The organism is Neobacillus sp. S1115 (assembly GCF_055385565.1).
Genome location: NZ_AP038275.1, coordinates 2,771,064 through 2,794,095, shown reverse-complemented (window position 1 = coordinate 2,794,095; position 23,032 = coordinate 2,771,064). Strand labels below are relative to the sequence as shown.

Below are 23,032 nucleotides of genomic sequence, written 5' to 3'. Positions count from 1 at the left end.
AGTGGTGTCTAAGTGATATCAGGCACCGCCCGTGGACAATTTACTCATAAGAAAGGCTGAACCAGATTCTTATTGTTTCTGATTCAGCCTTGTTGTTTTTTTGGTAGGCCGTTTTTCAAAGTTATAACTTTGTTTGAAGGTTTTCAGCCTCTGATATGATCCTGCCGATTAATTTGCTCACGGTAATGTTTCTAGCCAGCCTTGGACTTTGTCCGGACCAGAGTGACATATATTCGTGGTTTCCTTTGGCAGCCGAGGCTTTTCTAATTGCCTTTGTCAGTTCGTTCTGCACCGGATAGTCTGGTAGATGCTCCTCCATTTGTTCATGTTTTTCGATAAACCGATTGTTAATTCCCCTTGCCATTTTACCGGAAAAGGCTTTGGTCAAAACAGTTTGGTCCTCCTCCGCTTTTAAAATTGCCTGCTTATGCAGTTTATTGGCTCCGCTTTCTTCACATACCAAGAAGGCTGTCCCCATTTGCACTGCTAAGGCGCCCAAACATTTAGCCGCCATAACTCCACGCCCGTCCATGATCCCGCCTGCAGCGATAATCGGAATACGTACACTGTCAGTTGCTTGTGGAAGAAGGGACATCAAACCGATTAAACTTTGTTGGTCCCCGCCTAAAAACGTTCCGCGGTGTCCGCCCGCTTCCATCCCTTGGACCACAACCGCATCCATCCCTGCTTCTTCATTCAATTTTGTTTCCTGTACTGTAGTGGCCGTTCCAACCAGGATAATGGAATTCTGTTTAAGTTTGGCTGTGATTTCCGCTGACGGCAGCCCAAAGGTAAAGGAACACACTGGGATTTTTTCTTCGATAATGATATCCACCTGTTCATGAAACTTCTTTAGGTCTTCTTCAAAACTAGGGAGACTCAGATTACCATCTACTCCTAATTCCTCCTGCAGAGGTATTAAAACGGATTTGGCATTGTACATCTTATCCTCATCGAGATGATAAGTACTTGGAACAAATAAATTCACACCGAAATTACTTGAAGTTAACTCACGAATTTCATGAATTTGCTGCCTCAATTGACTTGGACTTAAATAACCCGCGCCAATCATTCCGAGCCCACCGCTTTTGGAAACAGCGGCAACTAATTCCGAAGTTGTCACACCTCCAGCCATTGGCGCCTGAATAATTGGATACTTAACTTTCAGCAACTTCGTTAAAGAATTTCCCCACATATTCAACCTCCTCTATACCTAACTTAACTATAACGATTAAATTCGTTATCCTGCAAGATAAATTCGGAAAATCATGATATTTCTGGTAAGCAACAATGAGAAACTGCTCCAATATTATGGTAAGCTATCGATATAAACAAAGTGTGAATGGGGTGTATAAATGGAACGAATTATTTTGTATGATGGGGTCTGCAATCTTTGCAATAAGAGCGTCCAATTTATTATAAAAAGGGATTCCTCAGGTCAATTCAAATTTGCATCCCAGCAAGGTGCCGCCGGACAAAACCTGCTCAAGAAATTCACCTTACCCCCTAAGATGAACAGTTTTGTGCTAATAGAAAATGAAAAAATCTACCTTGAATCAACGGCAGTACTTAAAGTTTGTAAGGATCTTTCAGGGGCATGGAGACTCCTCGCTGTTCTGTTCCTCATCCCCCGCCCCATTCGTGACCGGCTTTATAAAACAATTGCCAGCAACCGATATAAGTGGTTCGGAAAAACAGAAAGCTGCATGATTCCAAAACCGGAATGGAAAAATAGATTTTTAGATTAATGCTGCTAAACTAAAACAAAACAGCCCCTCTATGTGCTGTTTTTTCCTTTTTAAAGATTTCAAGAACCGGTAAACGACTTTTTATGAAAAGCACCAATATACTTAAAAATTTCCTCACCGCTTTCAGGCAGCGCAGTGCCAGGCCCCAATTTAATAAACATGGCCCGATAAGGTTCAGGTACCCATATATAATGATGAATGTAATCAGTTATGATAAAGCCGCATTTTTCCCAAAAGCGAATTCTTGCGAGGTTTTCGGCGGTCTGGTCAGATTCAACCTCTATAACAAGATTCTCACATTGGCCTTCCTGTGCCGCCCATTCTTTAATATAAGTAACCATGTTTTTACCAATTCCCTGGTTTTGATACTCCTCTGGTACAGCGAGGTAATCAATTAATAACGCAGATATTCCAGCAAGTTTTCCGCTGATTGCCATTGCCGCTGCCTGATTATCCAAAAATCCCACATGCAAAAAACAAAGCTTCTTCCTGAACATGTTTCGGATAATCTTCTCCGGCTTTGCTCCCTTACCAAGAAAAGCCTCTTCATAAATGGGAAAAACCTTGCCCCATATAGCCTCATCAAAGTAGTCAATTGTTTTAAATTCCAATAATGGACAACCTCCATAAAGTACTTTCTATCATCATACACATAAAATTCAATTAAAAAAAAGACCCTTGAACAACGTCAAGGGCCAAAGCGAGAACCTAGCGGTCACAACTAAGTCTCAAATTAGGAGGTCTAAACTCAGAAGAATTTAAACATCTATAGTGTAACATTTTCTAAAAATTCATTCAATAGTTTAAAGTGTTAAAGACTAAAAGTATTTTAAAAATTCAGGAAAACACTATACTTTTTTACCAAAAACTCCCATCACTTACTGAACTTTTCCAGTAAAATTTCATTGTTGACAAACATGTATATACAAGTCATAATGAAAACGTAATCAAAACTTGTATATACAGGTAATCGGAATCAACTAGTAAACGCATAAAAAATCTGTATAAAATTAAGGGTTTGATAAAAATATAGGAAACAAATGGGAAATATCCATTCGTTAGGGGGAAATCAGATGAGTAAATACAACGATCCTTCAAAGGAATTACTCAAACATATTGGCGGTAAAGAAAACATTGCGGCCGTTACTCACTGTGTAACTAGAATGCGGTTTGTTTTAAAGGATCCATCGAAAGCCGATGTAAAAAGTATTGAATCAATCGGACTTGTTAAAGGTACATTTACCCAAGCTGGCCAATTCCAAGTCATTATTGGAAATGAAGTTTCTAGCTTTTATAATGAATTCGAAAAAATTGCTGGTGTTGAAGGAGCTTCAAAAGAAGAAGCAAAAATTGCAGCGAAGAAAAATCAAAACTGGCTGCAGCGGATGATGGGGCATTTAGCTGAAATCTTCACACCATTAATTCCAGCTCTTGTTGTCGGCGGTTTAATCCTTGGATTCCGAAATATTATTGGCGACATTAAACTATTAGATGATGGAACAAAAACAATTGTAGAAGTTTCTCAATTTTGGGCCGGTGTCCACTCATTCCTTTGGCTGATTGGTGAGGCGATTTTCCACTTCCTCCCTGTCGGCATCACCTGGTCCGTAGCCAAGAAAATGGGCGCATCGCAAATTCTTGGTATCGTTCTCGGAATTACCTTAGTATCACCGCAATTGCTAAATGCTTATGCCGTTGCGGGAGCGAAAGAAATTCCTACATGGGATTTTGGTTTTGCACACATTAAGATGATTGGTTATCAAGCTCAAGTAATCCCTGCAATTCTAGCTGGCTTAACGTTAGGCTTCCTTGAAACAAGACTGCGTAAAGTAGTGCCAAATTCAATCTCGATGATTGTTGTGCCATTTTTTGCACTGGTTCCGACTGTATTAATTGCTCACACAATTTTAGGGCCGATCGGCTGGCAAATCGGTTCAGGTATTTCTCATGTGGTTTATTCAAGCTTAACCTCTTCCTTCGGCTGGTTGTTTGCAGCAATCTTTGGATTTGCTTATGCTCCACTAGTCATTACAGGCTTACACCATATGACAAACGCAATTGACCTTCAATTGATGAGTGAGCTTGGCGGTACAAACCTATGGCCAATGATTGCTTTATCCAATATCGCTCAAGGTTCAGCTGTTCTTGCGATGATTTTCATCAACCGTAAAAACGAAGAGGAAAAGCAAGTTTCAATCCCGGCGACCATTTCATGTTACCTTGGGGTGACGGAGCCAGCAATGTTTGGTATTAACCTGAAATATGGTTTCCCATTCTTAGCAGCAATGATTGGTTCCATGGTAGCAGGTGTTGTCTCCGTAGCCAGCGGCGTGATGGCAAACTCAATTGGTGTCGGCGGTCTTCCTGGCATCTTATCGATTCAAGCAAAACATATGGCGATGTTTGCTGTCTGCATGATCATTGCCGTTGTTGTTCCATTCCTGTTAACAACCATCTTTGCAAAAACGGGAATGAACAAATTTTCTTTGAAAAAATAACTCCAATCAAGGAGGGAGAACAGCTCCCTCCTTTTCACATTAAATACATTAGGCAGGTGCAAAAAATGTCAACAGCTTGGTGGAAAAATGCAGTCGTTTATCAAATTTATCCAAAAAGCTTTAAGGATACAACCGGTAATGGTACCGGAGATCTTCAAGGCATCATTGAAAAACTCGACTATCTGAAAAAATTAGGTGTCGATGTTCTATGGCTCACCCCTATATATCAATCGCCACAGCGAGATAATGGGTATGACATTAGCGATTATTACAGCATATTTCCCGAATATGGCACAATGGAAGATTTTGAACGGTTGCTGAATGAAGCCCATAAGCGCGGTTTAAAGATCATGATGGATATTGTCATCAATCATACCTCAACAGAACATGAATGGTTTAAGCAGTCAAAATGCTCAAAAGATAACCCGTACCGTGACTTCTACATTTGGAAAGATGGTGTAAACGGAGCACCGCCAAACAACTGGCAGTCTAAATTTGGCGGTTCGGCTTGGGAGTATGACGAAACGACTGGCCAATATTACCTTCATCTTTTCGATGTGACTCAAGCGGACCTCAATTGGGAAAACGAAAAGGTCCGCGAAGCCTTATATGAAATGATGCATTTTTGGCTAAAAAAAGGAGTCGATGGCTTCCGTCTTGACGTTATCAATCTCATCTCAAAAAACCAGCATTTCCCGCAGGATGAAACGGACGGACGCAAATTTTACACTGATGGTCCAAGAATCCATGAGTTTCTGCACGAGATGAACGAAAAGGTTTTTTCAAATTATGATTTAATAACGGTCGGTGAAATGTCGTCTACCTCTATTGATCATTGCATCGATTACACAAAACCCGAACGGGAAGAATTAAATATGGTGTTTAGCTTCCATCATCTGAAGGTTGATTACCTGAATGGCGATAAGTGGACGAAGGCGGATTTCGATTTCGATGCCCTTAAAAAGATTCTGTCTAACTGGCAAATAGAAATGATTAAGGGAGGCGGCTGGAATGCCCTTTTCTGGTGCAATCACGACCAACCACGCGTGGTATCGCGATTTGGGGATGATATGAAATACCATAAAGAATCAGCGAAAATGCTAGCCACTGCGATCCACATGATGCAGGGCACCCCTTATATTTACCAGGGGGAAGAATTCGGAATGACCAATCCGAACTTTAATTCCATTGAGGACTACCGTGATGTAGAATCCTTGAATATTTTCGAAATCAAGAAAAACGAGGGAATGAGTGAACAAGAAATCCTTGCTATCTTGAAGCAAAAGTCACGGGATAACTCAAGAACACCGGTACAATGGGATTCCAGCCGCAATGCTGGGTTTACGGCAGGTACTCCATGGATTAATACAGCGGAAAATTTCTTTGATATCAATGCCGAAAATGCCATGCAAGATCCCGATTCTATCTTCTATTATTATCAAAAACTTATTCAGCTTAGAAAAAGTCACGATATCATAATGGACGGAGACTTTGAATTAATTTTAGAAGATGACAAAGAGGTTTATGCGTATGTTCGTTCCAATGGCGTTGAAAAAATGCTTGTTCTAAATAATTTTTACGGAAAAGATAAGACGGCCACTCTCCCATCTCACTTACTTCTTGATGGTGAACATTGTGAAATGTTAATCTCTAATTATGAGGATTCAGCCGCACTCGGGAGCCAAATTCATTTGCGGCCATATGAGTCCATCGTTTACCTTATGAAGAAGTGATTGGTGATGTCTTTATGACAAACAAATATTTATCCATCTACAATACGATTGTCGAACAAATTAAAAGCGGAGAAACCCCACCTCAGACGCTCCTGCCTTCTGAGAATGAATTAACTGAACACTTCCAGACTTCAAGGGAAACTATCCGCAAAGCGTTAAATTTGCTGTCGCAAAATGGCTATATTCAAAAGGTACGCGGCAAAGGATCAATCGTAATCGATGTCTCCAAGTTTGATTTCCCTGTTTCCGGGCTCGTGAGCTTTAAAGAGCTTGGCCAAAAAATGGGCCGGAAACCAAGAACCATCGTAAATGAGTTGAATTTAATGAAGCCTGACGGCTATATCCGCCAACAGCTCCAGCTTACCGGGAAAGATCAAGTCTGGAAGGTTGTGCGGACACGTGAAATCGGCGGCGAAAAGATCATTTTAGATAAGGACTTCCTGAATAAAAAGTTTGTTCCTGAATTAACTGAAGAAATCTGCGCAGATTCTATTTATGAGTATTTGGAAAAAGACTTGAATCTTACCATCAGTTTTGCGAAAAAAGAAATAGTTGTTGAAGAACCGACGGATGAGGACCGTGCCCTTCTGGATCTTGATGGTTTTCATAACATCGTTGTTATTAAAAACCTTGTATACCTAGATGATGCCAGCCTATTTCAATATACGGAATCTAGACATCGCCCCGATAAGTTTCGGTTCGTCGACTTTGCCCGAAGGACACATTGATTCTTAAAGGAAATCTCTTGTAAAAGAGGTTTCCTTTTTAATTTTTTGCTACAATAAACCTAACTTAAGAACCTGAGGTGAAAAGTATGTGCGGGCGATTTACCTTAACAGCAACGATTGATCAGATTCTTGACCGGTTCGATATACAAGCTTTCCTTGACGAGGAAAATTATTTGCCAAGCTTTAACATTGCCCCCTCTCAACTGGTATTGGCAATCATCAATGATGGCACGTCTAATAGGATGGGCTTTTTAAAATGGGGGTTGATTCCTCCCTGGGCCAAGGACATGTCGATTGGTCATAAAATGATCAATGCTCGGGCAGAAACATTAACAGAAAAAACAAGTTTCCAAAAGCCGTTCAAGAAAAAGCGCTGCCTTATTATTGCGGATAGCTTTTACGAGTGGAAACGAAATGATGATAAAACGAAAACACCAATGCGGATTAAACTGAAGGATGATAACCTTTTTGCGATGGCCGGACTTTGGGACAAATGGAAATCCCCCGAAGGGCAATCTGTCTTTTCCTGCTCTGTCATAACAACAGCCCCGAACGAATTGATGAAGGATATTCATGACCGAATGCCGGTCATTTTAAAACCGGAGGACGAACATAAATGGCTTGACCCCTCGATTACGGATACGAATTTCCTTAATCAATTCCTGGTGTCATTTAATAAAGATCAGATGGAAGCATACGAGGTCTCTTCGCTTGTAAACTCTCCAAAAAACAACTCGATTGATCTCATTCAAAAAATATGCTAACGCACATTTTTTCCGACTATGGACAAGTTGCCTATATGCACGTCCACATTCTTTCATATGATGTACTAACCCATTAAGTTTTTCCTTCTTTAAGTGGCCGGAAGCCACTTTCTTTTTTTTGTCCGAAAACCCATCCGTATAAATGGTCTGTATCACATATAAAGTGAATACAATGTAAAATACCATCAGCAAATACCAGGGGCACCCCCACTAAATTGCAGTGACTTGTTGATACCTTTTGTTTTTAGAGGTGAGATGATTGGTTTTCATTCCTACAAATTTGAATATTTGTTATTTAAAAGTTGGCACCCCTGACAATAAGAGCGCTGTTTCCTTTGGTCAAAATATTTATTTGGGCATCAATACAGTTGGGAAGAAAAATCAGGGATTCGGCCAGCAGATGGCCGATGATTCTACAACCGTTTTTCCTATCGGAATCATATTTGATGATGAAATGATTGATATGCCTTCGATTAAAAGCGAACCCAAGCCGGGGCCGCACGCCTAAAAATTGAACAGGAGTGATTGGTTTGAATATTGCACCTATGGCCATTAATTTCATTGGTTTTAAGATTAACACAGTGGATAATACCTCTGTGATCAACTTTGGACCGAACCAATTTATCGATCAGTTTCTATCTTATAAAAGAAACCAAGGAGTCGGCGAACAAAACGGTGATATCTCCCCTGTCAACATTCCGATTAACTACGTCATTGATCCGGACATTAGTGATAGCCCGACAGTAAAAAACAGTGTTATCTAAATGGCATTAGGGAAAAAAATCCACTTTACATTGAGGTGAACCTTTTGATTTTTGCACCAATGAACATCAATCTTGGTGATATAAAAATTAATGTTTTCGACCACGCCTCCGTCATGAACATGGGCCCCAATCTATTTATCGACCAATTTGTTTCCTATAAACGGAATCAAGGCTATGGAGAGCAAAACGGCGACTTTGTTCCGCTTTATATTCCGATTTGTACGGTATATGACCAAGATATCAGTGACAGCTGGACAGGAAAAAGCAGTTTTATATAGTAAATCGATATGGCCGTCTGGCTTTCTTCCGGCGGCCATTTTTATGTTCTTCTTCAATAGTGCTTTCCTAATATTCCAATTTGTTAGAATAGTAGTATAATAAAGGAAACTTTACATAAAGGAGAATCGCTAGTATGGATAACCTACTAAACGAATTTAAGAATCTGCCGACAACCTGCATTTCCGATGGAACGGATGGTTTAAATAACCTCCACCCTTCCATTAAACCACTTAAGGAAGAGTACAAGCTTGCAGGGCGGGCCTTTACTGTCAAGATCCCAGTCGGTGAAAATTTGGCCGTTTTAAAAGCGATTCGTAACGCTCAGCCGGGTGATATCTTGGTTGTCGATGCCAAAGGAGACCAATACCGTGCCATTGCCGGCGATTTTGTTGTCGGCATGATGCAGACCCTCGGAATCGGCGGCTTAGTGGTTGATGGTGTCATCCGTGATATTGTGGGTATTAAAGAATTAAACTTCCCTGTTTTCTCCCGAGGAACGGCGGTCGCTGCAAGCGGCAAAGCAGGTGTCGGTGAAATCAATGTGCCGATTTCCTGCGGTGGAGTCACGATAAACCCTGGTGACATCGTTGTTGGAGATGCCGATGGAGTAGTTGTCGTCCCTCAATCAATTGAACAAGAGATTTTAACTAAATCTCAAAACAAATTGAAAAAAGACCAGCTAAGAGAAGAAAAGATTTCCGGCAATCGTGAAGCGATTATTAAACATTTGGATGAAATGCTTTCTAAATAAAAATGCCCCCTTTTTCCTATTTAGGAATGGGGGTTTTATATTTTTTGATCCTCCTTTAAAATGGTGCCTGACCGTTTTCAATTCGTATACTTATTTGGCGAAGTTTGGGAAATATAAAGATTATAAATGTAGATTTTTGGCTGGGATGGTTGCTTGTGGGGATGAAGATTAAAAAGATTCTTTATCATTTAATTATGCTCAGGGATAAAATATTAGTCCCTTTTGTACTTTTATACATATTATTGGCGGCGCTTGGGATTTTCTGGATAGAACCAAAAACCTTTGAATCGTACATTACCTCAATATATTGGGTATTAACCACGCTGGCAACTGTAGGTTTCGGTGACTATGCGCCAGTAACAGATGCAGGAAAAATTTATACCATCTTCCTTTATATCACTGGCATTGGGTTAATTAGTGTATTTGTTGGTAAAGTCATTAATACCGTATACGTAATTGATAAGCTTAAGGTTGGAGGAAAAATGAAATATACAGGGAAACATCATATTATTCTGATTGGCTGGAGCCCAAAAACAAAATTAGCCGTAAAGGAAATTCTTAAGACAGACAAAAAGACGGATATCGTCATTATTGATAATTTAGAAAAAGCTCCAATTTCCGAGGAACACCTATTTTATGTCCGCGGTGATGCGACCGACGAGGAAACACTCATGAACGCCAACCTTCCAAAAGCTAAGGGTGTAATCATTTTTGCCGACCAGGTTGCACAGGATAACTTTTTAACCAAGGACCCTCTTCTTGTTGACGGCAAAACCTTATTAGTGGCGACCGCGATCACAACACTTGAGGAAAAATTAAAAAAAGATATTCATGTCACGGCGGAAGTTATCAATGAAAACCATATCCAATTGTTCAAACATGTTCAGGTCGATGAATTTATTCCAACCCAGGAAATGATTTCGCACGCTGCCGTCCGCTCATTATTCTCACATGGCGTTACCCATATGTATTCAGAATTAATGAGTACACAGTATGGTGATTCCATGTATGAGATTCCGAAAAAAAAGGAGTGGAAAACGTACCGTGATGCTTTTTTTGAACTGCTTAATCAAGGGGCAACGTTAGTAGCCGACCGGGGAGACATGCACATTAATCAAAAGCTGGACCAAATGATTCCCGATGATGCCCAGCTGTTTGTCATTTGTGATAAGGAAACAATCAGCCAATTAACTACACATGTTGAAAAATAATTATTTAAAAAAGGGGTGGGAAAAACACCACCCCTAAATAGAAAAATAATAAAAATAATGTGTTTCTCTTTTGAAGCCAATTTTTTCATAAAGACCTTGAGCAGGAATATTGTCAGAGGCTGTCTCAAGCAGTACACCTTTTGCTCCAGTATCCCGTGCCATTTCAATTGCCTTATGAATTAATTTTTCACCAGCACCCTTGCCACGGTATTCTTTTTTCACATACAAATCATTCAAAATCCAAGAACGCTTCATGCTAACTGATGAAAAGCTTGGATACAGCTGCGTAAAGCCAACCGCCTCCCCACCTTCATAAGCGATGAAAATAACCGATTCCCCATTTAATATTCTCGTCTTTAAAAACTCCCGTGCTCCTTCGGAATCAGGCGATTGCTGGTAAAATTGTCTGTATAAATCAAAAAGCTCCGTTACAGCATCCAGGTCATTGATTGTGGCTTTGATTAGATTCATAATTCTCCGCACCCCCTTATAAATTCTCAGTTTCCTATTTTTGGTACACTTTATTGTACTTCAATTGGATTCATTTTTAATAGTCTTTTTTTTCTCCAAAAATGAAAAGTTCTTTTTACAAAAATTAAGGATTTATTTTTTAGCTTAAGGATTTCTTAAGGTTCACGCACCATAATGGGAAACAGTTAAGGTGGATGAATGAATTCGGAGGAATTAAGATGAAAAAGAATTATACGAAAATTGTTCTCGATTTGTTGATGGCTATCACGTTTGTGCTGCTAATGAATCCAAGAGTATTAGATGGACTGCCGTTTCACGAAATTGCAGGACTGGTAATAGGAGTTGCTATTCTAGTACACATCGGCTTGAACTATCGCTGGGTGGTCAATACAACAAGTAAGATCTTTGACCCTAAGCTTCCTAATAAAACACGATTTAGTTATCTTTTAAACGTACTGTTGTTAATTTCGATGGCAGGTGTTATTATCACAGGCATATTAATTTCTAGGGTTGTATTACCAAGCCTCGCCATTCAGGGAAATCACACTATTCGTGAATTGCATGGATTCTCTGCTGATGCCACACTTGCATTAGTTGGACTTCATGTTGGTGTACATTGGCAGTGGGTAATGAGTATCTGTAAAAAGGCATTTAAAACAAAGGAAGGGATACTTAGGAAAGGTGTTATTGCATTCGTTGTCCTGTCACTCGCTATTTTAGCAGGTGGAATTCAATGGTTCGCTTCAACAGCTACACTAAGCATGGGTGAGTTCAAACCGATGCAAATGCAGCAAAGCACTCAAACATCTAATAATGGAAATACCCTAAATACAGAGAACTCAACTGCGATGACAAAGCAAGGACCTCCTAATGGAGATTTTCGAAATGAGAAATTTCATGGAAAAGAAGGACATGGAGGATCAAGCAACCCATTTCTCGTAGTTCTTAACTATTTTGCGATTTGGGCAGTGATCATCATACCTACTTATTATATAGAAAAGCGAATTTTAAGAAAAAAACGGAAATCTAAATTGGCCCATCCTCAAATGACATAAAAATGTATTAGTGATTAAAAAAAAGTCCGGTTGTAGCTCCGGACTTTTTTTACTTCTTATGATAATTTGAGACGATATTCATTCATCCAATTGTTACTTCTCCATTCTTTAGAAAGAATATCAATAATTGCAGGGGGATAAGGACTTATTCGAATATGCTCATGAATCCTCCTAAGTACGTACTCGTAATCTAACTCGACACAAACAATAAACCATTGCTGGACCGTTTCATTTTTTGCCACAAAGAGAGGATATACCCTTTCAATCAAGACAATCAGTTTATACGTCTCTTGTTTAGTCAATGAGAATCTCCTTTTGTAATCCCTTGGAATAATGATTATTTCAGCAATCCGCCACGTAATTGATTCACTCCAAATTCCAGATAAGCTTTTAAACAGGTCAACATAAATACCCACCCTTCTTTATTGTCCAGGATATTAGGTATTACTGCAGCATCATTCTCTAGAAAGCCTTCTTCCGTTATTTCAATAATTGTACTTGTACTGGTCGAATCCATTTCTTTTAAGCTGATGGTTACAGTATGTTCGTCCTCCGGCGTGCCCCAAAGGAAGACAATTTTATTATTCTCCTCTACTTCAATCACTTTAATTTCCAATTCAGCATTGTACAAATCATATTCCAATTTGATAGTCTTTCCTGCTGCCCATCTTTCTGAACTCGAAGAGAACCAAAAATTCCCGATTTTAGAAGGATCGACAAAGGCCTCAAATACATCTTTGGCAGGCTTTTTAATTTGAAACTTTGTTAAATTATTCATTTCTAATCCACTCTCTCTTTCACGTATTAACATAATCAGGGTCGTCTCATAAAGTTTATTTTATACCATTTTAGCTTTTTCTTAGTCCACTATCTGAATAAATCTGTTTATCTTGTTTCGGTTTCACCTTCACACCGAAAATCCATCTCGTAATGGCTGTCCGCTTGATGATATACTCATATATTAGCCAAGAAATAAGCACAGTCAGGACCATAATGAAGAAAAACGACAGAATCGTACCAAGATTCATCTTTAAAACATAGTAACCTATGACAACTAACACACTCTGGTGAAGAATATAGATAGGAAATGCCGCTTCATTCATATACGGAATAGCCTTATGAGGAAAATTCAAAAATTTGTGACCGAAACCCAAAATCACCGCAAGCGTTAACCAAACATTGAAGGTTCTTAAAACTGATATAAGTATATCCACACCTGGAAAAATCGGCCCATCTTGATTCATTTGCAGCAGGACAACCCATGTTGGAACTAAAACGACCAGTGCTGCAAGTCCCTTCCCGCGAATACGATTAAACATATTTTGATAGCTTTGATGGGAACAAGTAATAAAGCCCATTATAAAAATCACCAAGAAATAGAATGGATTTTGACCGCCTGGTGCCGGGAGTGCCTGTGTCACAAACAAACCAATGAATAGCAGGAAAAATACAGATGATCTGCTGCATACTTGATTAAATTTTTCTATTTTGCTTTTTCTCAGGGGATTTTTATAAAAGTTGAAAAACGGCAAGGCCACAACCGAAAGGACAAATAAATAGAGTATGAACCAAAGGTGTGCCGGTGTGAAGGTGCCAAAATAGCCGGATAAATCGCTGAAATCAGTAAAAAATGTTCTTAAAAAAGTGAAATAATTCCCTGCTGCTCCTGTGTGATTTAATTTCGCAAAATAGCCCTGTGGCGGAATGATAAACAAAACGCCAAAAATCAGGGGAGTCAACAATCGACTAATGCGATCTTTTATGTATTCCTGGTTCGACCTCCTCTTTAGGGCGTACCAGCTCGCTGACCCTGCCAGCCAAAAGAGCAGCGGCATAAACCAATAACTGGTTACGGCAATGAACCAACTAAGCCCCCAGCTTAATTCCCCACTTTTCACATAAAACGGATCCCAATAATCAAATACCCTGGCGGAGTGAAAAGGAAACAACAGCATGATTCCCAGATTTCTCAGCCAATCAATATCATATCTTCGATTCTCACTCAATCAGACTCCTCCAGCCTAAAAACCAATTTTTTCCTAGATTTATTGTAGTGATTCCCACTGCTTCTTACAAGGAAAATTTTCCTAAAAACGAAAAAAACCCCCGATAATGGGAGTTTCATATTATGCTTTTATGAAAAAGTAGTAGGACGACATTCTTGTAGAAAACACAAAATAGCGGACTGGAAACAAAGATCCAACCCGCTTATTAATTCTATGAACCTTTTTTAGTTAACGAACCTTCCTGTTTTACCTTTTGAGCTCCAGTATTCATTCCGGAGGTGAACCTTTTGGATTTTTCCGGAGGCAGTCTTCGGAAGTTCTTTTACAAAGGTGACACCTGTAACCGCTTTAAAATGAGCCAATTTTTTACGGGAAAACGAAATGATGTCCGCTTCGCTGACTTCAGCACCTTCGCGCAATACTACATATGCATGGGGAGTTTCGCCCCATTTTTCATGAGGAACTGCAATGACGGCAGCCTCTAATACCGCAGGATGCTCGTAAAGCGCCCCTTCAACTTCAATGGAAGAGATGTTTTCTCCGCCGCTGATTATAATATCCTTTTTCCGGTCAACGATCTCGATATTACCGTATTCATCGACCGTTCCCATGTCACCCGTGTGGAGCCAGCCGTTTCGGATTGTTTCCATGGTCGCCTCCTGGTTTTTCCAATAGCCAAGCATAACACCGTGGCTTCTTGTGACGACTTCACCAATCTCCTGACCGTTATGGGCTACCTCTTCTCCATGCTCGTTGACTACTCTAACATCAGAACCAATCATTGGATAACCCGCTTTTGCTTTGATGCGTGCTTTCGTTTCGGGTGACAAGTGTGTAAGCTCCGAGCGGATTGTTGAAACCAAGCTAAGAGGCGTAGATTCTGTCATTCCGTACACCTGAATAAACTCCCAGCCAAGCTCTTGTTCAACGCGGGTCACGAACGCCGGCGGCGGTGCAGAACCCGCTATAACCACGCGAACGTCATGCTCTATTGCCGGTTTATTTTTTTCATAGTATTGCAGCAAAGAATTCAGCACGGTTGGTGCCATGTGCAGCACTGTCACCTTATGTTCCTGGATGGCCTGAAAAATTGATTCAGGAGTAGCCTTTTTCAAACAAACATGTGTCGCACCATTTGCCGTATAATAAAATGGCGAGCCCCAGCCGTTCACATGGAACATCGGAAGAACATGAAGATAGACATCTCGGTCGCTGACACGCAGATGGTGCATCGTGCTTAACGCGTGTAGATAATTATTGCGGTGCGTAAGCATAACCCCTTTAGGGTTTCCTGTTGTGCCGCTTGTATAAAGAAGACTGCAGACGTCATTTTCATCAAGTTCCGCGCGATTGAAATTCCCTGATGGGTAGCCTGCCAGCCATTTCTCATAATCTACCTCATCGGTTTGTTCATCTTTATATTGAACAATAATGTGTTTGACTGTTTCGAGCTGCTCTTTAATTGGAGTGATTAATTGGTACAAATCCTGGTCAACCAGCAGTACTTTGGATTCACTATGATTTAAAATAAACAAGTAATCCTCAGGTTTCAAGCGGATATTGAGCGGCACCATGATGGCCCCAAGCTGGAAAATGCCATAAAAACCTTCAAGCATTTCAACAGTGTTTGGCGCAAGATATGCAACCCGTTCCCCTTTTTCTACACCTAATTCCCTTAACCCATGAGAAAGCTGGTTTACTCTGCCATTCAGCTCAGCATATGTAAATTGGCGTTCATCGCAAAAAACAGCCTGCTTGTCTCCATAAAGAGAAACGGCACGATCTAAAAATTCCGGAAGTATTAAAGGTACATTCATTTTTTTCACCTCTTTTTAAATTTTAGAATATTCCAACATAATATTATTCTATCATACAATTTTTAAATAAAAATACAAAAATTTGTCTAAAAATAAATAATTGCACCTAAGTACTAATCTGCTGGAAAATCCCATAAAATAGAATATACGTTCGTAGAGGAGGGCGAGGAAATGCTTAAAAGCAATGATTCCTTGATTACTGGTGAGATGTTAGTCAAATATTACGAACTAAACAAAAAGAAAAAAGAAATCGAACTGGAAATGGATGAATTAAAGGAAGTGTTTCAAAGCTATTTTAATAATTTAGTAGGAAAGGACATGAAGGGCGAAATTACGGTGAGCGGTTATAAATTGCAAAGGCAGATTCGCAAAATGGAAAAATTCCATGAGGCGGAAACGGTGAAAAGGTTGGAGGAAATGCAATTGAACGACCTCATCCAATTGGTGAAGAAGCCCGATGATTCAAAAATAAAAGCGGCGCTCGAACTGGGATTAATAAAGCCAAATCAACTAGAGGGCTGTATTGTTACTTCTCTTTCCCCTGCTATCTCGGTAAAACCAGTGACACCGCGATAAATACAGACAGAAGATTTTTATGGGTAAATTTCATTTTTTTGTAATCGCTTGGGACTTCCAGGCGTTTTTTCGTTTTGATTTTCATTACTTCATGAAGGACACTTCCCTTTTGAAATCCTTCCTCTTTGCCAAAGCAATTTTGTCCTATACCCAATTTCTGTTAACCTTTCCCCTTTCTACTTTTTTGTTATCCCCCATGCATCAGCCAGAACCCGTATCCCCTCTTTAATTTGATTCTCTGACAGCCCGCCGTACCCAAGTAAAACCATCGAATCCACCCCGCCAGCTAACTCCGCATCATAAACAGACAACGGATACACCTTTACTCCAGCAGCCATTGCCCTCCGTACCAACTCCTCCTCCCCCATGCCATTCCTAACGTCCAAAACAATATGCAAACCCGACTTTTCACCGATTACCTTCACCCATTCACCCATAAAATCATGAATCGCTGAAATCAGGGAGGCTTGCTTTCTCCGGTAAAGTGTCCTCATTTTATTTAAATGGGTTTGCCAGTGTCCGTCGTGCATAAAACGATAAAGCGTATCCTGATGGAGCCGTGAGACCGTTTGTTTATAAATGGTGAATTGCTCCCTGTACCTGGCCAGCAGTTCTTCAGGCAGGACCATATAACTGATTCGCAAGGATGGTATCAACGACTTTGAAAAGGTGCCTAAATAAACAGCTCTTCCGGATGAATCCAGCCCTTGCAAAGCTGGAATCGATTTTCCTTTATATCGGTATTCCCCGTCGTAATCATCCTCAATAATGTATCCGTCCCTTTCTTCCGCCCATTTCAACAATTCCATTCGTCGAGCAATTGGCATAACCATTCCCAGCGGGAACTGATGGGATGGAGTGACATACACGACACGGGCGCCGCTCCCGCGCAAACATTCTACAGCAATCCCTTCTTCATCCAAAGGAACCGGAACAGTTCTAACACCTAAATCTTGCAAAACTGCCCTTGTCCGGTGAAATCCAGGGTTCTCCAAGGCATAAATTTCATCCCTGCCGATTACTAAACAAAGGAGTCCCATCAATACCTGTGTTCCCGCACCAACAACAATTTGCTCAGCTTTGCAACGAACACCCCTAGACTGAAATAAATACTTGGCAATTTCCTCGCGAAGCAACCTTTCCCCTTGCGGATTGCCGGTATAAAACAAATCCCCCTGATCCTCATATAAGGCTTGAACCGACAGCCTTCTCCATAAACTGAATGGAAAATGTTCAAGGTCGACCTTTCCCGAATTAAAATCTATTTTTACAGCAGGATCCGTCAGCTCCTCAACCATCCTTACAGGCTCCACCTTATCATGACTGACCATTAAATCCTCCAGCAGCTCAACAACAAACAAACCTGAACGCGGACGGCTTTCCAAAAACCCTTCCGCACAAAGCTGGTCAAAGGCAGACTGAACCGTGTTTAGACTTAGTCCCAAATATTTAGCCAAATTTCGTTTGGATGGCAATTTTTCCAGAGGTTTAATATTACCTTTAAAAATTTCATCTTTGATAAAGTTCGCAAGCTGCATATATAAAGGTGTTGGGCTTTTATGATCCAATACAGGCATTACCTCAAGCATTGCCAATCCCCTCCAAAAGCTGACCCTACTAAAATCATTTAATCTGATATCTTTGATTATACCAGTTTACCAATTAAACTTGAGTTCACATCTAAAATTTTCTCTTTGTGAATCCGTAACTTAATCTCTAAAATTTTTCCAACAAAGAGGGATTGTTCCTGCTTTTTTTCATGAAAAAGGAAATTTTGTAAATAATATAACTATGACATATTGTGAAATGGGGTCATGTAAATGAATCATGCCAATATTAAGCTTACAGCATCTGAAATTGCCTGTGTTTGGACCACCTATATAAACGATTGTATGTCAAAGTGTGTTTTAACCTATATCCTGAAGCATCTTGAAGATGAAGATATCAAACCGATTATTCAGATGGCCCTGGGCATTTCCGAGACCCACCTTGATTTTTTAACTACCCTATTTAAAAAAGAAAATTTTGCCGCACCTAATGCCTTTAACGAAAATGATGTAAACTTGAACGCCCCAAGGCTATATACTGACTCTTATTGTATAAGCTATGTCAATCACATGGCAAAAGCTGGCATGCTAGCTTTTAGCGGTATGCTCGCCATGAGCGCCAGGGAAGACATTCGTTCCTTTTTCACAACAGCCTTAACAGAAACAGCATCTCTTTATAACAATAGTTCGGAGGTTTTGTTAAGCAAAGGTTTGTTCATTCGGTCTCCTTATATTGAGGTTCCAGCAGAAACCGACTACATCGACAGCAAAAAATATTTGAGTGGGCTAAATCTATTCGGTGACAAAAGACCGTTAAATGCTATTGAGATTTCTCATTTATTTTTAAATGTGCATACTAATTCAATTGGTGCAAAAATCTCTCTTAGTTTCGCACAAACCTCACCATCTAAGGAAGTTCAGGAGTTCATGCTACGAGGAAAAGAAATTTCACAAAAACATGTCACGATTTTTGCGCAAACTTTACTGGAAAATAATTTACAAACACCTGAATCTTCAGATATTGGATTCACAGATTCCACTATACAAGTGTTCTCAGAAAAACTTATGATGTACCATATGGCACTGTTAAGTGCCGCCGGATCAGGGAATTATGCAACTGCAGCATCAGCCAGCCAGCGAACAGATTTATTCCAGACGTATGACCGTCTGTCACTGGAAATTGCCAAATTCGCTAAAAGTGGTGCCGATATTATGATCAAAAACAGCTGGCTAGAACAACCGCCCGGGACGAAAGACAAAGAGATGCTGGCTAAAAAGAAGGAAGGGTAAACTTAATCCGAACTTTTCTTTATTGAAATTGGCTACCCAATAAATATCCCAAGTAAGCAAGAAAAATTCCGATTATGTAGGTTAAGGATGTATAAAGATAAAATTGCCATTTTTGTTTTTTCAAAAGGAATTGTAGCATTTCCAATTTTAACGTAGAAAATGTGGTAAAGGCTCCCATGAACCCGGTTCCAAATAATAGGGCGATCGTTGGGTCGGCCTTTGCCCCGCTAATTATTCCTAGAAGAAATGCGCCGGCCAAATTAACAGTTAAAGTTCCTAGCGGAATTGCTTCCTTTGCATTTAACTGCTTGATTATCAAAAAACGGGCAATTGCGCCAAAAAACCCCCCTAATCCGACCATTATTAAATGGACAATTGTCATGATTATTGCACCGCCTCACTGTATTTAAATCCTAATCGGCTCATTATAAGACCACCGATAACACTAATAGCAATGTATAATACGCCTAAAATAACTTTTCCATGATGAAACAATTGGACGGTTTCAACACTGAGCGTGGAAAATGTGGTAAATGAGCCGACGAACCCTGTCCCAATCGCAGTTGTAATCATAGGTGGCAACGAAACCCGTTTAAACAAATTAGTCGTAAACCACGCCAGCAGAAAACTCCCGATTAAGTTAATGGTTAAAGTGGAAAAAGGAAAAGAACCACCTTTAAACAGCGCAATCCCTATCAAATACCTTAAGATTGCACCTAGCGCCCCGGCAATGCCCACTAAAAAATAAACCAAATGAAATGCCCCCTTGGCTTCGATATAAAAAACTCCTGCAAGGAAACACCCCGCAGGAGATAACAACAAATTTATTATAAACCCTGATTTTTGAAAAAGAAAGATTCCCTATTTTAAAAAAATAAATGTGAGGAAATTTGCCGGTTCTTATGTTCCTCATATAGCTGATCGACCAACTCTTGGTGTTCGGCCTCTTTCATGGTCACATTGCGTTTTTTTATTGTTATGGTAAAAAACAACATATTCAAGTTCATTTTGAGTTCCTCCTTCTAAGGTTTCCTTTATTTATCTCTAGTATAGAAGGATTTCCCATTTCTAAAATCGTGACTATGATGGAGATTTTCCTACTCCTTTAGTCTCGTTTGAACATTTTAAGTACAGAATAAATCTTTTTAGCTGCGTACTGCTACCTTTTCCGGAAGCTCTGCCCCTTCCCAATCTTTGCAAACATCGACCCAATCCTTGGCGAAGGAATATTCAAAAATTTCATCACTGGTCAACTCGATTGCAGAATTTGCGCTTCCGCAAGCTGGAAAGAGAGTTTCAAAACGTTTCATGGAAACATCTAAATACACATCTAAATCATTTTTCAAACCAAATGGACATACACCGCCTACAGCATGTCCCGTTTGTTCCAACACTTCTTCGGCAGATAACATGCGGGCTTTAAAGCCAAAAGTCTGCCTAAATTTTTTATTATCAATTTTTGCATCTCCGGCCGCCACAACCAGAATGGCTTTTTCTTCTTCCCCTCTGAAGGACAAAGTTTTACCAATACGCGCCGGAATAACGCCGATGGTATCAGCAGCAAGATCCACTGTTGCACTCGACGAATCAAACTCCATCACATCCTGTTCCCGTCCCCATTGCTTGAAATGGGCTTTCACACTTTCTAAAGACATCCTATTCCATCCTTTCCCATCAATTTTATGAAGTATCATAACAATTTTCGTGACGCAAAACAAATGCTTATCTTTGAAGCTTTTCAGCACTTAGGGACACCTGCAACTATATTGTTAGATACTGCTATCATTTATCTACTTAAACAATATAAAATTGATATATATTTGCAATCACACTGGGATTAGGGACATTTGCCTATTTTTGTAGTCTCTCCATCACTTATTATGATTTAATGGAAATAAATAAACAATTGGGAGGTAATTAAGTGAATTCATTATTTAGTAAAGTATTAGAATTAGACATTGCTTATTTAGATACCTTTACGAATAGAATCGACACATCCTGGGGGTATTTGTTTCATAATGAAAATCAGCCAGCCTATTATGATGCCAATCATGCGCATATCCATGAAGCTCCTTCTGATCCAAAGTTTGTCATTGAAGAGGTACTTGATTTTTATCAAAAAAGAAACTTGACCCCAAGATTCTACATCTTCAATATTGAAAATCAAGGACCTTTAATCAAAGAATTGTATGCCAGCGGCTTTCGATATGAAGAGCTCGTCTCCCCTGTCCAAATTTGGAATAAAGAATTAACATCACGACAGCAAAATAACAGAATACAAATAGAGAGAGTTACAGAGGCCAATTATACAGATGCATTAGAAATCGAATGCCAAATTAAAGAGTTTGGCGGCCGGGGGGTGCGGGAAAAAGCCTTTGCCCTAGAGTTTAAACACCCAGCATTCAGCCGCTATCTGCTTAAGTTGGATGGCATTGCCTGCTCCACTGCCTGTTTGTTCGAGAATGGGAATCAAGTCCGTTTGGAACACGTTGCCACACTTGAAGAATATCGCGGCAAAGGCTTAATCGGCGACCTCATTTATTTTCTTCAAGAAGAAGTAAAGAAAAAAGGCTTGGAGAACTTGTGGGTTTTTCCTATCGATGAGCGGGTTGAGAATGTATATGCCAAATACGGATTTCAATCGTTAGGAAAATTTATTACAGGGCATGCTTTTTTGTCTGGAAAAAGCGTGATGGAAATCAGAGGCAGCTAATTGTGTTCCCTAATCAAATAATTAGTTTAAACGAAGTTAGGTAGGGACAAATTCCCCCTTTTAAAACGTTTGAAACTTTTGTAATATTAAGAGATTGAGAGCTTAGAAACACCTTTGGGGGGATACAAATGAATTCGCATGGTGTAGTTTTGCCATATCCACGGGCAAAGGGCATTATATTGGTGATTATCGCAGCTGTCTGCTGGGGCGCTTCCGGTACAGTTGCCCAATATTTATTTCACAATAAAGGCTTTAACTCAGGTTGGACGGTTGTCATTCGACTCCTTCTTTCCGGGACAGGATTATTATTTTTTGCACAAACTGTTGCGAAGCAAAATATATGGAATGTCTGGAAAAACAAACAGGATGTGGTCCAGCTTGTCTTGTTTGGAATCTTCGGCATGCTTGCCGCTCAGTATACCTATTTTGCAGCGATTGAGTATAGTAATGCAGCTGCCGCAACGGTCCTTCAATACTTGGCACCTGTTATGATTGCTTCTTACCTTTGTATGAGGGAAAAAAAATTACCGTCAAAGCTTGAAGTGATAGCCATTTTGTTCGCATTGGGCGGAACATTTTTGCTAGTTACAAAAGGGAATATTCATGCGTTAGCAATCTCTGTACCTGGTTTTGCTTGGGGAATTCTTTCAGCATTTGCGCTTGCTTTTTACACACTATACCCGGGCCGCCTGCTTGCAAAGTGGGGGTCGCTCATTACGGTTGGATGGGGAATGATGATCGGCGGTATCGTCTTCAGCTTTGTCTATCGACCATGGCAGTTTCATGGTGATTGGTCCGGAACGTCATTTTTGGCGATGGTGTTTGTCATCATTTTCGGAACAATCATCGCTTTTTTCTGTTACATGGAAAGCATGAAGTATATTAATGCATCAGAAGCGAGTCTTCTTGCTTCCGCAGAACCTTTATCGGCAGCCTTTTTATCTGTTGCTTGGCTGCAGGTTTCGTTTGGACCCGCTGAGTGGCTTGGCTCCTTCGCCATCATTGCAACAATATTTATTTTATCGGCTGTAAAAAAATAAGGATAACCCAAAGGGTCGTTGAATGACGACTCCTTTGGGTT

At 40.1% G+C, this 23,032-nt stretch carries 27 protein-coding genes; 15 read left to right on the top strand and 12 right to left on the bottom strand.

Annotated features, from left to right (window positions below; translation table 11 throughout):
• Positions 1-121: 121 nt before the first annotated feature.
• Positions 122-1,195: an NAD(P)H-dependent flavin oxidoreductase gene (locus tag ACZ5B7_RS13545; RefSeq protein WP_464494147.1), complete on the bottom strand. Its 1,074-nt coding sequence runs from the start codon at positions 1,193-1,195 to the stop codon at positions 122-124.
• A gap of 160 nt (positions 1,196-1,355) precedes the next feature.
• Between ACZ5B7_RS13545 and ACZ5B7_RS13540 the strand changes: the two genes are divergently transcribed.
• Positions 1,356-1,748, top strand: a complete 393-nt coding sequence (locus tag ACZ5B7_RS13540; RefSeq protein WP_464494146.1) for a thiol-disulfide oxidoreductase DCC family protein — start codon at positions 1,356-1,358, stop codon at positions 1,746-1,748.
• A gap of 59 nt (positions 1,749-1,807) precedes the next feature.
• Here the strand turns inward: ACZ5B7_RS13540 and ACZ5B7_RS13535 are convergent, their stop codons facing one another.
• Positions 1,808-2,359 (bottom strand): GNAT family N-acetyltransferase, encoded by a 552-nt coding sequence (locus ACZ5B7_RS13535; protein WP_464494145.1) that lies wholly within the window; start codon positions 2,357-2,359, stop codon positions 1,808-1,810.
• 462 nt (positions 2,360-2,821) lie between these two features.
• Between ACZ5B7_RS13535 and treP the strand changes: the two genes are divergently transcribed.
• From treP to ACZ5B7_RS13490, 9 genes are all read left to right on the top strand, one after another.
• Entirely contained in the window at positions 2,822-4,246 is a 1,425-nt protein-coding gene (treP, locus tag ACZ5B7_RS13530) for a PTS system trehalose-specific EIIBC component (RefSeq protein ID WP_464494144.1), read from the top strand.
• 65 nt (positions 4,247-4,311) lie between these two features.
• Entirely contained in the window at positions 4,312-5,979 is a 1,668-nt protein-coding gene (gene treC / locus ACZ5B7_RS13525; protein ID WP_464494143.1) for an alpha,alpha-phosphotrehalase, read from the top strand.
• Between the two features lie 14 nt (positions 5,980-5,993).
• Entirely contained in the window at positions 5,994-6,707 is a 714-nt protein-coding gene (treR, locus tag ACZ5B7_RS13520; RefSeq protein ID WP_464494142.1) for a trehalose operon repressor, read from the top strand.
• A gap of 86 nt (positions 6,708-6,793) precedes the next feature.
• Positions 6,794-7,471, top strand: coding sequence for an SOS response-associated peptidase (locus tag ACZ5B7_RS13515; protein WP_464494141.1), 678 nt, complete (start codon positions 6,794-6,796; stop codon positions 7,469-7,471).
• A gap of 259 nt (positions 7,472-7,730) precedes the next feature.
• Positions 7,731-7,979 (top strand): hypothetical protein, encoded by a 249-nt coding sequence (locus ACZ5B7_RS13510; RefSeq protein WP_464494140.1) that lies wholly within the window; start codon positions 7,731-7,733, stop codon positions 7,977-7,979.
• Positions 7,980-7,992: 13 nt separating this feature from the next.
• A complete protein-coding gene (locus ACZ5B7_RS13505) occupies positions 7,993-8,235 on the top strand; it encodes a hypothetical protein (protein ID WP_464494139.1) in 243 nt (80 codons plus the stop codon).
• A 44-nt stretch (positions 8,236-8,279) separates the two neighbouring features.
• Positions 8,280-8,513: a hypothetical protein gene (locus ACZ5B7_RS13500; RefSeq protein WP_464494138.1), complete on the top strand. Its 234-nt coding sequence runs from the start codon at positions 8,280-8,282 to the stop codon at positions 8,511-8,513.
• 134 nt (positions 8,514-8,647) lie between these two features.
• The gene (locus ACZ5B7_RS13495) at positions 8,648-9,265 is read left to right on the top strand and encodes an RraA family protein (protein WP_464494137.1); all 618 of its coding nucleotides are present in this window, start codon (positions 8,648-8,650) and stop codon (positions 9,263-9,265) included.
• 104 nt (positions 9,266-9,369) lie between these two features.
• Positions 9,370-10,476, top strand: coding sequence for an ion channel (locus ACZ5B7_RS13490; protein WP_464494136.1), 1,107 nt, complete (start codon positions 9,370-9,372; stop codon positions 10,474-10,476).
• A 33-nt stretch (positions 10,477-10,509) separates the two neighbouring features.
• Here ACZ5B7_RS13490 and ACZ5B7_RS13485 read toward each other — a convergent pair whose 3' ends face one another.
• A complete protein-coding gene (locus ACZ5B7_RS13485) occupies positions 10,510-10,947 on the bottom strand; it encodes an N-acetyltransferase family protein (RefSeq protein WP_464494135.1) in 438 nt (145 codons plus the stop codon).
• Between the two features lie 194 nt (positions 10,948-11,141).
• Between ACZ5B7_RS13485 and ACZ5B7_RS13480 the strand changes: the two genes are divergently transcribed.
• Positions 11,142-12,002: a DUF4405 domain-containing protein gene (locus tag ACZ5B7_RS13480; protein WP_464494134.1), complete on the top strand. Its 861-nt coding sequence runs from the start codon at positions 11,142-11,144 to the stop codon at positions 12,000-12,002.
• A 56-nt stretch (positions 12,003-12,058) separates the two neighbouring features.
• Here the strand turns inward: ACZ5B7_RS13480 and ACZ5B7_RS13475 are convergent, their stop codons facing one another.
• The 4 genes from ACZ5B7_RS13475 to ACZ5B7_RS13460 all read right to left on the bottom strand — a co-directional run bounded on the left by ACZ5B7_RS13475 (position 12,059) and on the right by ACZ5B7_RS13460 (position 15,825).
• Entirely contained in the window at positions 12,059-12,304 is a 246-nt protein-coding gene (locus ACZ5B7_RS13475; protein ID WP_464494133.1) for a hypothetical protein, read from the bottom strand.
• 35 nt (positions 12,305-12,339) lie between these two features.
• Positions 12,340-12,780, bottom strand: coding sequence for an SRPBCC family protein (locus tag ACZ5B7_RS13470; RefSeq protein ID WP_464494132.1), 441 nt, complete (start codon positions 12,778-12,780; stop codon positions 12,340-12,342).
• A gap of 70 nt (positions 12,781-12,850) precedes the next feature.
• Positions 12,851-14,008, bottom strand: coding sequence for an acyltransferase family protein (locus tag ACZ5B7_RS13465; RefSeq protein ID WP_464494131.1), 1,158 nt, complete (start codon positions 14,006-14,008; stop codon positions 12,851-12,853).
• A gap of 224 nt (positions 14,009-14,232) precedes the next feature.
• Entirely contained in the window at positions 14,233-15,825 is a 1,593-nt protein-coding gene (locus ACZ5B7_RS13460; RefSeq protein ID WP_464494130.1) for a long-chain-fatty-acid--CoA ligase, read from the bottom strand.
• 171 nt (positions 15,826-15,996) lie between these two features.
• Here ACZ5B7_RS13460 and ACZ5B7_RS13455 point away from each other — a divergent pair, with 171 nt between their 5' ends.
• Positions 15,997-16,401 (top strand): hypothetical protein, encoded by a 405-nt coding sequence (locus ACZ5B7_RS13455; RefSeq protein WP_423802275.1) that lies wholly within the window; start codon positions 15,997-15,999, stop codon positions 16,399-16,401.
• A gap of 176 nt (positions 16,402-16,577) precedes the next feature.
• On the opposite strand, the gene pdxR is transcribed toward ACZ5B7_RS13455, so the two are convergent.
• Positions 16,578-17,990: a MocR-like pyridoxine biosynthesis transcription factor PdxR gene (pdxR, locus tag ACZ5B7_RS13450; protein WP_464494129.1), complete on the bottom strand. Its 1,413-nt coding sequence runs from the start codon at positions 17,988-17,990 to the stop codon at positions 16,578-16,580.
• Positions 17,991-18,221: 231 nt separating this feature from the next.
• On the opposite strand from pdxR, the gene ACZ5B7_RS13445 reads away from it, so the two are divergent.
• Positions 18,222-19,238 carry a DUF3231 family protein gene (locus ACZ5B7_RS13445; RefSeq protein WP_464494128.1) on the top strand — a complete coding sequence of 339 codons (1,017 nt, stop codon included), beginning with the start codon at positions 18,222-18,224 and terminating at the stop codon, positions 19,236-19,238.
• Between the two features lie 19 nt (positions 19,239-19,257).
• Here the strand turns inward: ACZ5B7_RS13445 and crcB (ACZ5B7_RS13440) are convergent, their stop codons facing one another.
• The 4 genes from crcB (ACZ5B7_RS13440) to ACZ5B7_RS13425 all read right to left on the bottom strand — a co-directional run bounded on the left by crcB (ACZ5B7_RS13440) (position 19,258) and on the right by ACZ5B7_RS13425 (position 20,893).
• A complete protein-coding gene (crcB, locus tag ACZ5B7_RS13440) occupies positions 19,258-19,620 on the bottom strand; it encodes a fluoride efflux transporter CrcB (RefSeq protein WP_464494127.1) in 363 nt (120 codons plus the stop codon).
• Positions 19,621-19,622: 2 nt separating this feature from the next.
• Positions 19,623-19,991, bottom strand: a complete 369-nt coding sequence (gene crcB / locus ACZ5B7_RS13435; RefSeq protein WP_464494126.1) for a fluoride efflux transporter CrcB — start codon at positions 19,989-19,991, stop codon at positions 19,623-19,625.
• Between the two features lie 113 nt (positions 19,992-20,104).
• Complete coding sequence (locus ACZ5B7_RS13430; protein ID WP_464494125.1) at positions 20,105-20,245, bottom strand: YrzI family small protein; 141 nt, start codon at positions 20,243-20,245, stop codon at positions 20,105-20,107.
• 138 nt (positions 20,246-20,383) lie between these two features.
• Positions 20,384-20,893 (bottom strand): YbaK/EbsC family protein, encoded by a 510-nt coding sequence (locus ACZ5B7_RS13425; protein ID WP_464494124.1) that lies wholly within the window; start codon positions 20,891-20,893, stop codon positions 20,384-20,386.
• Positions 20,894-21,159: 266 nt separating this feature from the next.
• Here ACZ5B7_RS13425 and ACZ5B7_RS13420 point away from each other — a divergent pair, with 266 nt between their 5' ends.
• Entirely contained in the window at positions 21,160-21,951 is a 792-nt protein-coding gene (locus tag ACZ5B7_RS13420) for a GNAT family N-acetyltransferase (protein WP_464494123.1), read from the top strand.
• A gap of 128 nt (positions 21,952-22,079) precedes the next feature.
• Complete coding sequence (locus tag ACZ5B7_RS13415; protein WP_464494122.1) at positions 22,080-22,991, top strand: DMT family transporter; 912 nt, start codon at positions 22,080-22,082, stop codon at positions 22,989-22,991.
• Positions 22,992-23,032: the final 41 nt, after the last annotated feature.

Bases quoted from the DNA above. Each gene is read 5' to 3' on its own strand.
- ACZ5B7_RS13545 (WP_464494147.1), bottom strand. From the start codon at position 1,195: ATGTGGGGAAATTCTTTAACGAAGTTGCTGAAAGTTAAGTATCCAATT.
- ACZ5B7_RS13540 (WP_464494146.1), top strand. From the start codon at position 1,356: ATGGAACGAATTATTTTGTATGATGGGGTCTGCAATCTTTGCAATAAG.
- treP (WP_464494144.1), top strand. From the start codon at position 2,822: ATGAGTAAATACAACGATCCTTCAAAGGAATTACTCAAACATATTGGC.
- treC (WP_464494143.1), top strand. From the start codon at position 4,312: ATGTCAACAGCTTGGTGGAAAAATGCAGTCGTTTATCAAATTTATCCA.
- treR (WP_464494142.1), top strand. From the start codon at position 5,994: ATGACAAACAAATATTTATCCATCTACAATACGATTGTCGAACAAATT.
- ACZ5B7_RS13515 (WP_464494141.1), top strand. From the start codon at position 6,794: ATGTGCGGGCGATTTACCTTAACAGCAACGATTGATCAGATTCTTGAC.
- ACZ5B7_RS13495 (WP_464494137.1), top strand. From the start codon at position 8,648: ATGGATAACCTACTAAACGAATTTAAGAATCTGCCGACAACCTGCATT.
- ACZ5B7_RS13485 (WP_464494135.1), bottom strand. From the start codon at position 10,947: ATGAATCTAATCAAAGCCACAATCAATGACCTGGATGCTGTAACGGAG.
- ACZ5B7_RS13480 (WP_464494134.1), top strand. From the start codon at position 11,142: ATGAATGAATTCGGAGGAATTAAGATGAAAAAGAATTATACGAAAATT.
- ACZ5B7_RS13470 (WP_464494132.1), bottom strand. From the start codon at position 12,780: ATGAATAATTTAACAAAGTTTCAAATTAAAAAGCCTGCCAAAGATGTA.
- ACZ5B7_RS13460 (WP_464494130.1), bottom strand. From the start codon at position 15,825: ATGAATGTACCTTTAATACTTCCGGAATTTTTAGATCGTGCCGTTTCT.
- ACZ5B7_RS13455 (WP_423802275.1), top strand. From the start codon at position 15,997: ATGCTTAAAAGCAATGATTCCTTGATTACTGGTGAGATGTTAGTCAAA.
- pdxR (WP_464494129.1), bottom strand. From the start codon at position 17,990: ATGCTTGAGGTAATGCCTGTATTGGATCATAAAAGCCCAACACCTTTA.
- ACZ5B7_RS13445 (WP_464494128.1), top strand. From the start codon at position 18,222: ATGAATCATGCCAATATTAAGCTTACAGCATCTGAAATTGCCTGTGTT.
- crcB (WP_464494127.1), bottom strand. From the start codon at position 19,620: ATGACAATTGTCCATTTAATAATGGTCGGATTAGGGGGGTTTTTTGGC.
- ACZ5B7_RS13430 (WP_464494125.1), bottom strand. From the start codon at position 20,245: ATGAACTTGAATATGTTGTTTTTTACCATAACAATAAAAAAACGCAAT.
- ACZ5B7_RS13425 (WP_464494124.1), bottom strand. From the start codon at position 20,893: ATGTCTTTAGAAAGTGTGAAAGCCCATTTCAAGCAATGGGGACGGGAA.
- ACZ5B7_RS13415 (WP_464494122.1), top strand. From the start codon at position 22,080: ATGAATTCGCATGGTGTAGTTTTGCCATATCCACGGGCAAAGGGCATT.